The sequence below is a fragment of the Variovorax trehalosi genome, assembly GCF_051216415.1.
In the GTDB taxonomy this organism is placed as follows: domain Bacteria; phylum Pseudomonadota; class Gammaproteobacteria; order Burkholderiales; family Burkholderiaceae_C; genus Variovorax.
Genome location: NZ_JBPJZG010000013.1, coordinates 65465 through 79959, shown reverse-complemented (window position 1 = coordinate 79959; position 14495 = coordinate 65465). Strand labels below are relative to the sequence as shown.

General features: G+C 66.4%; 5 protein-coding genes. 2 read left to right on the top strand and 3 right to left on the bottom strand.

Annotated features, from left to right (window positions below; translation table 11 throughout):
- Window positions 1-264: 264 nt before the first annotated feature.
- Together ACSFA7_RS32405 and ACSFA7_RS32400 are read left to right on the top strand one after the other, a co-directional pair.
- Complete coding sequence (locus ACSFA7_RS32405; protein WP_435503157.1) at window positions 265-501, top strand: hypothetical protein; 237 nt, start codon at window positions 265-267, stop codon at window positions 499-501.
- Window positions 502-504: 3 nt separating this feature from the next.
- A complete protein-coding gene (locus ACSFA7_RS32400) occupies window positions 505-1290 on the top strand; it encodes a winged helix-turn-helix domain-containing protein (protein WP_435503156.1) in 786 nt (261 codons plus the stop codon).
- Window positions 1291-1338: 48 nt separating this feature from the next.
- Here the strand turns inward: ACSFA7_RS32400 and ACSFA7_RS32395 are convergent, their stop codons facing one another.
- From ACSFA7_RS32395 to ACSFA7_RS32385, 3 genes are read right to left on the bottom strand one after another with little or no spacing between them, the layout of a single operon-like run.
- On the bottom strand, window positions 1339-1776 hold the full coding sequence (locus tag ACSFA7_RS32395) for a hypothetical protein (RefSeq protein WP_435503155.1): 438 nt from the start codon (window positions 1774-1776) through the stop codon (window positions 1339-1341).
- Between the two features lie 2 nt (window positions 1777-1778).
- Window positions 1779-2639, bottom strand: a complete 861-nt coding sequence (locus tag ACSFA7_RS32390; RefSeq protein ID WP_435503154.1) for an OmpA family protein — start codon at window positions 2637-2639, stop codon at window positions 1779-1781.
- Between the two features lie 26 nt (window positions 2640-2665).
- A complete protein-coding gene (locus ACSFA7_RS32385) occupies window positions 2666-14455 on the bottom strand; it encodes an ESPR-type extended signal peptide-containing protein (protein WP_435503153.1) in 11790 nt (3929 codons plus the stop codon).
- Window positions 14456-14495: the final 40 nt, after the last annotated feature.

The window sequence follows — 14495 nt, the reverse complement described above, 5'->3', positions numbered from 1 at the left end:
GACAACGCTGTGGAAAACCGTGTGCGCAGCGCGCGAAACCCTTGCCTGGCGGGGCCTGCAACACGGTGCCTGCGAAACAGGCAGCGAAGGTAAAAAACCCGGAAAAATATTTTTCGCGGCCGTTTTCACCGTCGAGACCCGCCCGCCGCCGCCCCGAACGGCGCCGAGAGAATTCATCAGACTTCTATCGCAAGGTGCCGGCTAGCATCGAACAATTCGTGCGACCAGCCTGCGCTGCGCCGGAAAAAAAGGGAGCGAACAATTGTGAAATGGATCGTGGCTGGCTTTGTGGCGCTGGTGTTTGCCGTGCTGTCGTTCAACGCGTTCATTGCCAACGACCTGAGCCGCCAGTCCAGCGGCAATCGGCTTGTCGCCATGCTGACCGACCTGTACGGCTGGCTGGTGGGCACCCTGGGCGCGATGCCGACGGGTGTGCTCTTCGCCGTGTGCGCCGTGGCTATCCTCGTACTGGCCGCACGGGACGGCAAAGGGATGTCCTGAGCCATGCAGGACACCGCACGCGTGGCCCTGCTCGACGAGCAAGGCGTAACCGGGGAACTGCTGCTGCACAGCCTGCCCCGCCTGGGCTACGACACCTTCCAATTCTCTAGCCTTGCCGGCTTCTTCGCTTCGCTGGATCGCGGACAACAGATCGACGTTCTCCTAGTCGTGGTCGACAACGAATTGGCCTCCCGCAGCCTCTTCGCGGCCTGCCGGGCGTTGCATATTCCGACATTGCTCATCGTGCGCGACAAGCGATGGGAGCAGCTTATGCCCTGGCGCGATGCGCCGGGCTGGGACGACTTCATCGAGCTGCACGGCGCTGGCATCGAAAACGCAGTTAACGAGCTGGTCTGGCGCATGCGCACCTTGCTATTGCGCGCACGACATGCCGCGCAGACCGCCACCAGCACCGACCCAGCGGCCTGGGGCCCCTACCGTTTCCTCGATATGGCTCACACGGTACTTTTGCGCGATCGACGCATCCGTCTGCAACCTCGCCAGTACGCCTTCGCGGTGACTCTGTTTCGAAACGCCGGACAGGTGATAACGCGCGAGTGGCTGTGGCAATCGATCTGGGACAAGACCACGCCTTATGAAGGCACGCGCGTGCTCGATGTGTGCGCGGCCAACATCCGCAAGCGCCTGGACCTGTGCGCCGAGAACGGGTACGAGCTGCGCGCGGTCTACAAGCAGGGCTACCGACTGATACCGACGTCGGCAGTCTTTTCCGCGCGCACCAAAAAGAAGAAGTTTGTGGGACAAGGCTTAGACAGCACGCTAGCCTGACCCTGGATTCTGGACAGCCCCCGTAGATGAGGACCGGGGCCGGACGCGTTAGGCGTCCACACCCACACGCACAAGCCGGGCCGGCCGCAGTCGGCCGTCCAGTGAAGCGAGCCAGGCGCCCAAATCCTCGTCTGCCACAGGCGTCAGCAGCAGCTCGAAAGAGCGCTGCGCACGCACTACGGCAGGCACCGCCTCCACGCTCTTTAGCTCCGATCGGTGCGTGAGGTACAGCACCGGGATCATCCAGTCGGCGGTCTGGTGCATTTCGGGCACGCGCGCCACCGTCTTCTGGGCATCGGTGTGGAGCCCCACGATGACCCCGTCGAAGCACTGCCCCACCTCGAGGACCTGAATCAGGTCGGCGATCCGCGCGAACGCAATGAAGTCGGCCCCTAGCGCCGTTAGCGAGTTGCTAGTGCAGGCGCGCTGCAACGCGTCGGAATCCACCAACGCGATCCGATACCCTGAAGGGGCGGGCACGTTCATCGTCACTGTTCCCCTGCAATGTCGAGCTCGACGCGCCGGTTCGGTTGCAAGCACTGCACCAAGGCCGGGGTACTCCGGGTACCTTCGCAATCCGATACCACTGGCTGGCGCTTGCCCATGCCAACCGTGCGGATCAGCTTGCGGTCCAGGCCTTGCTGCACCAACAGCTCCCGCACGGTGTTGGCGCGCTCCAGCGACAGCGCCTCGTTGTACGCGTCGCCGCCCAGCCGGTCGGTGTGTCCAGTCACGACGATGTAGTGCAGTGACCGGAAGTTGTTGCGCAACTCGCCGCCCAGGCGCTCCAGTCGCGTGCGCCCTGCGGGCAGCAGATCGGTGAGCGAAGCGCCATCGAAGCGGAACAGCCCGTCCGCATTGAGCGTGACCTTCTGCGGTGGCGCCAGCTTCGTGCTGGCCGGTATCGGCATAGCCGCCGGCGGCTGCGCGAGCAAGGCACAGTCAGGGTTCTTCCACCAGCCGCCGGTCATCAGCTCATCGCCGTTAAAACGCACCATGTACTGGCAGGTGACGTACTCACTGCCCTTGCCTGTGTAGAAGTGGAAGATGTAGTTCCACTCGCGCACGCCCCACAGGCCTTCGCTGAAGTGCGGCCAGCCCAGCAGTTCGCGCAGCTGGTCCTTGCCCATGCCCGGGCGCACGCGCTGGAACTTCTCGGTGCCCGGGAAGGCGCCCTGCTTCCACTTGGCGCTGTCCAGCGCCGGAAACTCCTCCGGCTTGGGCGCCGCAGGCTTCTCGGCCGCGGCGCGCGCCTGCGCGTCCTTGTCGATGGCGGCGCCGGGCGAGGCGCAGCCCTGAAGGGCTGCAAACAAGGCCGCCAGTGCAACGGCGGACAGGGTTCGGTTCATCTTGTTCATTCTTTTTCTCTCCCGCTTCAATTGAAGACCCACTCGGCGCCGACCGTGGCCGCGGCCCCGGCGCGGCTCATGCCCACGCCGCCGGTCACGCTCCAGCCGTTGTTCTCGGCCGTGCGGCGGAAGCTGATGCCCACCGCGCTCTCGCCCTTGAACGTGCCGTAGCCCACGCGCATCACCGTCTTGCCCGGCACCGAGGTGCCCGGCATCTGCACGGCCATGGCGGCGGCCACGCCGGCATACGCGTTCTTGGCGGTGTTGCGCAGCTCGTTGCCCAGCGCGTTGGTGCGCGCGTCGGTGTAGGCCATGCCGGCGGCGCCGGCCTGGTTCAGCTGCTGCACGTTGACCGCGTCGGTGGGCGCCACGCCCGGCGCCACGTTCTGCACCGTCACCGGACCGGTGGAGGCCCCGTTGCCCATGGTCACGCTGTTGTAGTTGACGCTGCCGTCCACGTTCGTGTCGTAGCGCACCGCGCTTTGCTGCACGGCCTGCAGCTGGCGCACGTTCACCGCGTCGGTGGCCTGCGTGCCGCCGGCCACGTTGGTGATCTGGCGTTCGTTGCCGGCCGAACCGACCGACACCGCACCCTGCGCCGACTGCACCACGGCGTTCGAGAACATCTCGCGCTGCCCGTTCATGCCGACGCGGTTGGCCACCGCGCCATCGCCCAGCGCCACGCTGTTGGCCGTGCTGGCCGTGCTGTTGGCACCCAGCGCGATGCTGCCGGCCGCCTTGGCCTGCGCGTTGTTGCCGGTGGCGATGGCGTTGTTGCCGGTCGCAACGGCCTTCGGTCCGATCGCCACACTCTCCGCGCCCTTGGCGTCCGAGTCGGCCGCCTTCGAGTTCGCGTGGAAGTACTTGATACCGCCACCACCCGTGGTCATGTTGTTGATCGCCTGGTTGGTCGCGTTGAGCTGGCTGCCGTTCACCGCGTCGGTGCTGGTGGCGCTGATCTCGCCGGCCGCGACATTGGTGATCTGGCGCTCGTTGCCCTCCGAGCCGACGCTGACCACGCCCACCGGCTTGGTGCCGGCGAACTGGTAGGTCGTGCCCTGGAGCGTGACCTCCTTGGTGGGCTTGGCCTCCGCCGTGGTCGAGTCGTTGCCCAGCGCGACGCTGTTCTTGGTGGTGACCACGGCGCCCGTGCCGATGGCCACGCCCTGGTCGGCCTTGACGGCCGCGCCCGAGCCCACCGCCGTGCTGTCGGTGCCCGTGGACGTGGGCGCCACGTAGGTCGTCGGCGACCCGGTGATCCACTTGCTGCCCGCCGCCGCAGCCTGGCTGGCCACCGCCTGCAGCTGCGCCACGTTCACGGCGTCGCTCGGCGCACTGCCGGCCGCCACGCCGGTGATCTGGCGGAACACGCCGTGGGCGGCATCGCCCACGCCCACCGCACCCGTGGTGCTGGTGGTGGCGGCGATGGCATCCGCCTGCGCGGCGGTCGCCTCCGGCGGCACATAGCCCTTCACGCCGGCCGCGCGGTCGGCCACAGAGCCTGCGCCCAAGGCCGCGCCACCGGCCGCGGTGGCCGTGCTGCCTGCACCCACGGCCACGCTGACGTCGCCGGCCGCGGCGCTCAGCGCGCCCATCGCGACGCTCGCCACGCCCGAGGCATTCGAGCCCATGCCCGCGGCCACGCTGCCATTGCCCCCGGCCCGCGCCCAAGCGCCGAAGGCCGCGCTGTCGATGCCGTCCGCGGTCGAGAAGTAGCCCACCGCCGTGCTGCGATCGCCCATCGCCCAGGCGGCATTGCCGATCGACGTGGCGCTGACGCCAGCGGCTTGCGCCGCCGTGCCCATCGCCACCGCGTTGACGGCCGTCGCCTGCGCGTCCTTGCCCGCGGCGATCGCGTCGGCGCCCGTGGCCCCGTCGTTGTTCTCGTTACCGCCGCCGGTCGAGTTCACGCTGTAGTACTTGGTCTTGCTCTCGGCGACCGTGTCCTTGAGCTGGCTGACATTCACCGCGTCGGTGCCGGCCACGCCCGGCGCCACGTTGGTGATCACCTTGCCGCCCGCGTCGACGCCCGCCGTGGTCACGCTCGGACCGCCGACGATGGTCAGGCCGGTCGCACCGAGGGTGACGTTCGGGCCGACGGTCACACCGGCGTTGTTCATCACCGTGTCGCCGGTGGTCACGCTGTCGAACTTCACGTCCTTGGCCGTGGCCACGGTCAGCGTGTTGCCGTTGCGCGTGACCACCATGTTGTCGCCATTGGCGAAGTTGGCCGTGCCGCCCGGGGCGATGTTCTGCGGGGTCGCCTCGCCGTTCGCGCTCAGGTTCCAGCCCTTGCTGGCCGTGGCGTCGACCAGCTTGAGTTGCTCTTCGGTCGCTGCGCGGCCCACGGTTGCGAAGCTCGGGTCGGTCAGCGTCTTGTTGCTCAGGCCCTGGATGTCGTTGCTGACGCCGCTGAGCTTGACGGTGCCGCTGGTGACGCCATTGGCTGCGACTGCGGTGGTGGTCGTGCCGTTGGTCACCGTGGTGCCCGCCGCCATCGTCTTCGTGACGTTGCCTGCGCCGTCGTTCACCGTCAGGCCCGTCGTGTTGAGCACGCCCTGGCCCACGGTCACGCTGTTGTTGACCTTGACGTCGTCGGCCAGCTTGAAGTCGAGGTTCGTGCCGGTGCGCGTGATGGCAATGTTGCTGTCCGAGTTGCTGAAGTCGACCTTGGCACCCGGTGCGACATTGCCACCCGTGGCCTCGCCGTTGGCCGCGACATTCCAGCCTGCACTGGCCGTGTCATTGACGATCTTCAGCTGCTCTTCGGTCGCCCCACGGCCCACGGTGGCGAAGCTCGGATCGGTCAGCGTCTTGTTGCTCAGGCCCTGGATGTCATTGGTGACACCGCTGAGGTTCACGCTGCCGCTGGTCACGCCACCGGCAGCGACAGCTGTGGTGGTCGTGCCGTTGGTCACCGTGGTGCCCACCGCCGACGTCTTCGTGACACTGCCCGCACCGTCGTTCACCGTCAGGCCCGTGGTGTTGAGCACGCTCTGGCCCACCGTCACGCTGTTGTTGACCTTGACGTCGTCGGCCAGCTTCAAGTCGAGGTTCGTGCCTGTGCGCGTGATCGCGATGTTGCTGTCCGAGTTGCTGAAGTCGACCTTGCCGCCTGGAGCGACATTGCCGCCCGTGGCTTCGCCATTGGCTGCGACATTCCAGCCTGCGCTGGCGGTGTCATTGACGATCTTGAGCTGCTCTTCCGTGGCCCCACGGCCCACGGTCGCGAAGCTCGGATCAGTCAGCGTCTTGTTGCTCAGGCCTTGGATGTCATTGCTGACGCCGCTCAGGTTGACCGTGCCGCTGGTCACGCCGCCGGCCGCAACGGCCGTGGTCGTCGTGCCGTTGTTGACCGTCAGACCCGTGGTGTTGAGCACGCTCTGTCCCACCGTCACGCTGTTGTTGACCTTCACATCGTCAGCCAGCTTGAAGTCGAGGTTCGTACCGCTGCGGGTGATCGCGATGTTGCTGTCCGAATTGCTGAAGTCGACCTTGCCGCCAGGCGCGACGTTGCCGCCCGTGGCTTCGCCGTTGGCCGCGACATTCCAGCCTGCGCTGGCCGTGTCGTTGACCTTCTTCAGCTGCTCTTCAGTGGCCGCACGCCCCACCGTCGCGAAGCTCGGATCGGTCAACGTCGTGTTGCTGAGGCCCTTGATGTCGTTGGTGACACCGCTGAGGTTCACGCTGCCGCTGGTCACGCCACCTGCTGCCACCGCAGTGGTCGTGGTGCCGTTGTTGACCGTCAGGCCGGTGGTGTTGAGCACGCTCTGGCCCACCGTGACGCTGTTGTTGACCTTGACGTCATCCGCCAACTTGAAGTCCAGGTTCGTGCCGGTGCGCGTGATCGCGATGTTGCTGTCCGAGTTGCTGAAGTCGACCTTGGCGCCCGGTGCGACATTGCCACCCGTGGCCTCGCCGTTGGCCGCGACATTCCAGCCTGCACTGGCCGCGTCATTGACGAGCTTCAGCTGTTCTTCGGTCGCCCCGCGGCCCACGGTGGCGAAGCTCGGATCGGTCAGCGTCTTGTTGCTCAGGCCCTGGATGTCGTTCGTCACCCCGCTGAGGTTCACCGTCCCGCTCGTCACGCCGCCCGCCGCCACTGCCGTGGTGGTCGTGCCGTTGTTGACCGTCAGACCGGTGGTGTTGAGCACGCTCTGGCCCACCGTCACGCTGTTGTTGACCTTCACATCATCCGCCAGCTTGAAGTCGAGATTCGTGCCCGTGCGGGTGATCGCGATATTGCTGTCGGAGTTGCCGAAGTCGACCTTGGCGCCAGGAGCCACATTGCCGCCAGTAGCTTCGCCGTTAGCCGCGACATTCCAGCCCGCGTTGGCAACCTCGCTGACTGCCTTGAGTTGGCTCACGTTCACCGCGTCGCTGTCCGCGGCGCCTGCCGCCACATTGGTGATCTGGCGGAACTGTCCGTTGCCGCCCACGCTCACCGCCGCCAGCGTGCTGGTGGTGTTAGCGATCGCCGTGCCCGCCGCCGCCGCCGCCCCGGTCCTCGGGTCGTAGCCCACGACGCCTGCAGCTGTGGTCGCCTGCGACTTGCTGCCCAGGGCCACACCGTCGGTCTGCGTCACGCCAGAGCTATCGCCCAATGCTGTCGCCCCGCTGATGTTCTTTCCGATATTGACGTTGTTGCCCAACACGAAGCTGTTGTCTGCCCCCGTGCCGATGGTGTTTTTGTTGCCTACGCTGTAGCTGTTGGCCGCGTCGATGATGCTCGGGTCGCCAATGGCACCGCTGTTGTTGCCGCTGACCTTGTTGCCGGTGCCGATGCTGATGCTGCTCGCGCCCGTGGCCTGCGCGCCATTGCCGAGAGCGATCGCATTGGACTGAGTCGCCCTGGCTTGAGTGCCCAAAGCGACGGCGTTCGTGCCTGTGGCTTGCGCGCCGGCCACGTTGACGTCGGTGCTGCTGCCATTGCCGCCGATGGCAATGGCACCATCCGCATCGCTATTGGCGCTGGTGCCCATGGCAATGCCATTGGCGCCGCTGGCACGCGCGAAGGTCCCTTCAGCCTCACTAAACCATCCGCTGGCGACTGCGCCAAAACCAGTGGCCATGGCACCTTGCCCGCTGGCCGTGACCCCTCCCGCGCCGATGGCAAGGGCACCTCCCGTCGTAACACTGGCGCCATCGCCCAAAGCGAGTGCACCGCCGAAGCCGCTGCTGTTGACTGCACCGGCACCGATGGCAATGCCTCCTCCATAGACTGCGGACGTGATCTGAGCGCTGTTGCCAATCACCACGCCGCCGCCCAACGTGCTGCTCTGTACCGCACTATTCCCGATGTTCACGCCGCCGCCTTGCGCACCGCTGTTCACGGCACCGTTGCCGATGACAACGTTGGCAACCGGGTTGTACCAAGCCGTGGTGCTCTTCGCGCCGTTGCCTATCACCACATCTCCCACCGAGCTACCGGCCCCCCCGGCGGCCGCGCCATTGCCGATGGCGACCGACGATGCACTGGTGGCCACGGCACCAACTCCCGCTGCCAAGGCGTTGGCTCCTGTTGCGCCGGTGTTGTCATAGTTGGCCGCCGGTGCACCCCCATCGTTCACGCTGTAGTAGTGCACCGCGCCCGCTGCGGCGGCACTGCTCACCGCCTTCAACTGGCTCACGTTCACCGCATCGGTGGCATCCGAACCAGCGGCCAAGTTGGTGATGCGCCGCTCCTTGCCCACGCTGCCCACTGACACTTCGCCCACCGGTACGGCACCGGCCACCGACACTGCACCGGCAGGCTTGTAGGCCTCCTTGAGTGCCAGTGCCGCAGCATCTTGGGTCGACAGGGAGCCCGCGCCCAGCGCCACGCTATTGACTGCGCTGGCCTGAGCTTCGTGGCCAAGTGCCACCGCACCGTCCTTGCTAGCCAGAGCGGTGTTGCCGATGCTCACCGTGTCACTGGCTTCGACTCCGCCCCCCGCCATGCTGCCCAGGGCCACGTTGTTGTCGCCCTTCGTATTCGTGCCGGCATAGAAGCCGGAAGCAAGGTTCGCGTTACCCTCGACACCGCCACCAGCATAGTGCCCCTGCGCAGCGTTGTAGGAGCCTTGCACGCGCCGGCCGGCGCCTTCGCCCACGCCGAGGTTGAAGTCGCCGTTGACGTTATTACCCGCGTTGCCACCCAGGGCAACGTTGCTGGAGCCTGTCACACTCTTCCCAGCCTGGGTGCCGAACGCGGCGTTGTAGGCACCGCTCGACCCCTGGCCGGCATTCGGTCCCACGCTGAGTGAATTGTTGCCATTGGCCAGCGCGCCTGCCCCCATTGCGATCGCGTTTTCGCCCACAGCTCGAGCGTCCACCCCAGCGGCTACTGCGTTCAGACCGGTGGCACCGTCATTAGCGTAGTTGCCGCCAGGTGCTCCGTTGTCATTCACGCTGTAGTAGTGCGTCTGACCCGCTCTCAGCTGGCTCACGTTGACGGCGTCGGTCGGCTCCGCACCCGCTGCTACGTTGGTGATACGGCGGTACACGGCGGCACCACCCGCCAGGGCGGGAATGCCGCCCACACTGACTTCGCCCACCGCCGTGGTGCCAGCGACATCGGCCAGATTTCCGGTCGGGGAGTAGGCGGCATTGCCCAGCGTGCTGCCATTGGCCACGCTCTGCGAACCCAGGGCCACCGAACCTTCATGGGTGACGCTGCTACCAAAGCCCAGCGCCGTTGCGGATTTCGCCTGCGCCGAGGCCAAGGAGCCGACTGCGGCGGTGTAATCGCCATTGGCCTGTGCGCCTGCGCCCTGCGCCGTTGCACTCGCTCCCAAGGCGTTCGCCTGGATCCCCAGCGCCGTGCTATCGACCCCAACGGCCTTGGCATGCGCACCGACAGCGGTATTGCCGCTGGACGCCGGATACAACGGACCAGTGGTGGCGTCACCGCCCGCGACGGTGCCAGCGCCGATCGCCGTGTTGTAGTGACCATCGGCGTTGGCGTTGCTGCCAAACGCCGCCGCGGCATTGCCCTGGGCGCTGGAAGTCCTGCCCACGGCGGTGCCGCCTTCGTCAACCGCCAACGCCCCCCCCGCATTCGTCGCCTTCGCACCGCTGCCGATCGCGATCGTGTAGTCGCCGTTGGCGCGGGCATTCACGCCTGCGGCCAGCGCGTTCGCGCCCGTCGCGCCATCGTTGTCATAGTTGCTGCCAGCGCCGGTCACCGTGGAGCTGACACTGTAGTAGTGTGTCGCCCCAGCTGCCATGGCAGCGTTCAACGCCTTGAGCTGGCTCACGTTCACCGCGTCTGTGTCCACTGTACCCGCTGCCACGTTGGTGATCTGACGGAACTTGCCGGTGGCCGCGTCCCCCACGCTCACCGCACCCAGATTGCTGTTGGTGGCGTTGATGGCGGTGGCCTGCGCGGGGTTGGCCCCCGTGGGCACGTAGCCCGTTCGGGTGGGGTCTTCCAGAAAGGACTTGGTGTCGGCGATCGAGTTGGCGCCCAACGCCACACCGCTGTCAGCCCTGGCTTGCGCGCCCTGGCCCACGGCCGTGGCGGCCACGCCTGTTGCCTTGCTGAACTGCCCCAGGGAAGTGGCGCGTTCGCCGTCAGCCTGTGCCGACTGGCCCAGCGACGTGCCATAGGCGCCCGCCGCCGTGGCGTACTGGCCGATGGCCGAGCTGTAGGTGCCCGTGGCTTCTGCGTGCTGGCCCACCGCCGTCGAGTTGTCACCATCGGCCACCGCGCCTTCGCCCACCGCAGTGGTCCAGATCTTGGTGGCGTAGCTGTGCTGGCCCAGCGCCGTGGAATGGTCACCAATGGCGCGAGCGTACTGGCCCGCTGCCGTGCTGGCCAGGCCGCTGGCAATGGTGCCCATGCCGACAGCCACCGAGTTGTCGCCCGTGGACTGCGCTTCCTGGCCTACGGCGGTCGCAAAAGCGCCGTCCGAACGCGAGGCCTGGCCGACCGAGGTCGAGCGCTCACCGATGGACTGGCTGAACTGGCCCACGGCCGTGGACCACAGCCCCGGCGCTTGAGCCGCCTGCCCCACCGCCGTGGTGTTCTCGTTGCTGGCCAGTGAACCTTGGCCCACTGCTGTGGCGTACACCTGTGTCGCCTGGCTGTACTGGCCCAGCGCCGTCGCGAACTTAGCCGTCGCATGGCTGTCTTGGCCCAAGGCCGTGGCGTATTGACTCGTGGCCTGGCTCCATTGGCCCACGGCGGTCGACTCCTGGCCGCTGGCATTGGCGATCTGACCGATTGCCGTGCCACGGTATTCTGCGACGGCGCCTTGGCCTACCGCAGTCCCTTCCCAGCTATTGGCGCTGCTGTTCTGGCCCACTGCCGTGCTGTGCTTCCCAGCTCGGCTCAACGAGCCCACGGCGGTCGCGAACTCGTCGGACGCGATCGATGCTTCGCCAAGTGCCGTGGAAGCCCAGCCTTGCGCACTAGCGCCACGGCCGACGGCAGTAGATGCCGCACCACTTGCCACCGCATCCGCTCCGAGGGCAGTCGATCCCCAGATCTCAGCGCGGGAGCCCGCACCCAGGGCAGTCGAGAATTCGCCACTCGCACTCGCACCTGTGCCCACGGCAGTCGTGTTCCGATCAGGGGCATAGGCACTTGCACCCAAGGCGGTCGCGGACTCTGCACTGGCATACGCACCAGCCCCCACGGCAGTAGCTCCAGTCGCGGCACCAGCGCCCGCTGGATCACCCGCAAACGCACGTGCACCGAGGGCCGTCGTGTAGTTGGATTCCGCGACGGCGTACTGCCCTGCCGCCAGCGTTTCAACGCCCAATGCCCCGTCGTTATTGAAGTTGGTGCCGTCGATCGCTGGCGTGATGGGAATTGCAGTGCCTGTGTCGTTGACGCTGAAGTAGTGCGTGGTGGCTGCAGCCTGCGCGGCCTTGAGTTGGCTCACGTTGACCGCGTCAGTGTCCGCACCACCAGCCGCGACATTGGAAACGCGCCGTTCCGCGCCCAAAGCGCCCACGCTCACCACATTGCTACCGATGGCGGTGCCCGCCACCGTGGCGCCGTTGGGCGCATACGAGGCCACGGTCGAGGCCGCCACAGTGCTGCCGTTGCCAATGCCCACCGCGCCATCCAGGCCAGCCGCAATGGTCACGTTGTTGCCCATTACGAAGGCGTTGTCGGAGGCGATCGTGTTGTTATTGCCCAGCGCGTAGCTACCCGAGCCACTAATGATGTCCGGATCGCCGATGGCGCCGCTGTTGTTGCCGCTGACCTTGTTGCCGGTGCCGATGCTGATGCTGCTGGTGCCCGTGGCCTGCGCGCCCTTGCCGATGGCGATAGCGTTGGCTTTGGAGGCCAGCGACGACGTGCCGATGGCCACGGTGTCGTTGACCGGCTGGGCTGCCGTACCGATGCCTTGACCAGCCGTGTTGCCCATAGCGACGTTGTTGTTTCCCTTCGCACCAAAGCCAGCGAACAACCCGCTAGCGACGTTGCTGCTGCCGGAAACGTTGTTGCCTGCGTACGACCCGCTGGCGACGTTGTCGTCTCCCGTCACATAACTGCCTGCAGAGTAGCCAGTGGCCACGTTGTTCGCGCCGCTCACGCGGTAACCTGCAGCCGGGCCGACACCCACGTTGTTGCTGCCGGTGACCGCGCTCCCAGCGCTGTCACCCACGCCCGTATTGCCGCTGCCTCGGACGTTCTGGCCCGAGCGATTACCCACGCCCGTGTTGTTATTACCTGTAACCTGCACTTGCGAGCCGTTGCCCATGGCGGTGTTCTGAGAACCCGAGACGCTCTGGCCTGCCTCATAGCCGACGGCCGCGTTGTAGTTTCCGCTGCTGTTCTGTCCGGCGTTGTAGCCAACGCCCATGTTGCCCAGCGGGATACCGGCCCCCTTGCCAGCGCCTTCGCCGATGTAGATGGACCGTTGCGAGGGGGCTTCGGCGCCCAGGCCGATGGCGATGGCGCCCTGAGACCCTTGGGCCTTGGCGCCAGCGCCCAAAGCAATGTTGCCGATAGCCGCGGAGGGGACGAAGGCCCCCTCGGACACGGCGCCGGTGCCGATGGCAATGCTATCTGTGCTTGTCGCCTTGGCGCCGTAACCAGCGGCAAAGGCCTGCCCGCCGTCTGCCTTCGTGTTCTCACCGATTGCGACGGCACGGATTCCGGTAGCGCCATCGTTGGCGTAGTTGCTGCCTGCAACGGTGTTGGTGGATTTGACGCTGTAGTAGTGCACCGCGCCCGACGCCGCCGTGTCGGCGACCGCCTTGAGCTGGCTCACGTTCACCGCATCGCTGTCCGCCGCACCTGCAGCCACATCAGTGATTTGGCGGTATTGCCCATTGACGGCGTCGCCCACGCTCACCGCTGCCAGCGTGCTATTGGTCGCATTGATAGCCGCGGCCCGGGCCGTGCTCGAACCCGCTGGTACATATCCCTTACGGGTCGCATCATTCGTAGAGGACTTCGTGTTGGCCACCGCGCTCGAGCCCAGCGCCACGCCGTCGGCCACCTTGGCCGCAGCATTCGACCCCAGCACCGCCGCCCGGTCCGCGCCTGCATCAATGGTGTTGTCCGCGCCGATTGCGACGGCGGCATCCGCGCTTACGGTGTTGCCAGTGCCGAAGGCGCTGGATTTGTGACCATGAGGGTCATTCCCGGGGTTGGTGCTGTAGACGCCCACAGTGTTGCCATAGCCGACGGCACTGGATTTTTCGCCATAGGTGTAGTTCTCCCCGCCTACAGCCGTGCTAGACGTACCTGCGGCACCATTGGCGTAACCCACTGCGGTTGTGTAGTCGCTGTACGCGACGCTGGCGCCGCCGATCGCAGCTGAATAGACACCCTCTGCATAGCTGCTGTTGCCTACTGCCGTGGAAAAGAGCTTCGTCGCGCGAGTATTCATCCCTACGGCAACAGACAGGTCTCCTGTCGCTTCGCTGCCGATCCCGAAAGCCGCGCCGGCATTGCCCGCGGCATTTCCCTGACCCACCGCCACACCACTCTCCCCCCAGGCGTTGTTCCCCGTGCCAATTGCCACGGCGTCCGTCTGGAGCGCCTTGTTTTTATAGCCCATCGCAATGGCCGGTCTGACGGTATTCATGGCGTTTCCGACCGCCTGGTTGCCGGCTCCCACTGCCACGTCGTTCGCGTACTTGGCGCTGGCGCCCAGACCTATCGCTGTTGCCCCCGCGCCCGTCGCAGCAGCATCGGTACCGATGGCGATGGCACCTCCAGGAGAGGCTTCAGGCCCAACGAACAAAGGTAGCGTACCGACGGCACGAGCCCCCTGACCGATGGCGATATCACCGGCTTCGTTCGCCCGGGCCTGGAGTCCCATCGCCACGGACTGGCTTCCGATCGCCTTGGCGTCGGGTCCGATGGCTGCGCTGTTCACCCCGAGGGCGCCGGAGTTGGCTTGCGTCGAGTTGCCAACCACCGTTGAATTCACATGCAGGTAAGGCGTCTCGTCAACGCTCACCCAGCGCCCGCCCTTCCACGTCACCAGGCCTTGCGACAGGCCGTTGGTGGTGGTGCCGACGGTCGTGTTGAAGAGCATCATCCCGTCAGCCGGCACGCCGCCGGGCAAGCCCCACGTGGCGGCATCGGTGAGCGCTACGCGCGGCATCATCACGCCGCGGGTGTACGAATTAATATCGAGGACAGCGCCGGGCACGGGATCGGGCGACGCGTGTCCCGTGTAGTCGGTAACTGCCAGCTGCGCATTTGCCTTGCCGGCGGCGCCCAACAGCGCGGCCCCCATCACGCCAGCCGTCACGGCGGCGCGCACTACGCTCCCGCGCTTGCCGCGCGCCCGGGTGGCTTCCGACGCAGCAACCCATGCGCCGAGCGATTCGTTCCAGATGGATCGATAAGACTTGTTCATTTCCCAGTTCCTCGGAGTGAACCGGCCTCTCCTCCGATGG

Excerpts from the sequence above, each read along its gene's own strand:
- ACSFA7_RS32400 (WP_435503156.1), top strand. The coding sequence starts at position 505 with ATGCAGGACACCGCACGCGTGGCCCTGCTCGACGAGCAAGGCGTAACC.
- ACSFA7_RS32395 (WP_435503155.1), bottom strand. The coding sequence starts at position 1,776 with ATGAACGTGCCCGCCCCTTCAGGGTATCGGATCGCGTTGGTGGATTCC.
- ACSFA7_RS32390 (WP_435503154.1), bottom strand. The coding sequence starts at position 2,639 with ATGAACCGAACCCTGTCCGCCGTTGCACTGGCGGCCTTGTTTGCAGCC.
- ACSFA7_RS32385 (WP_435503153.1), bottom strand. The coding sequence starts at position 14,455 with ATGAACAAGTCTTATCGATCCATCTGGAACGAATCGCTCGGCGCATGG.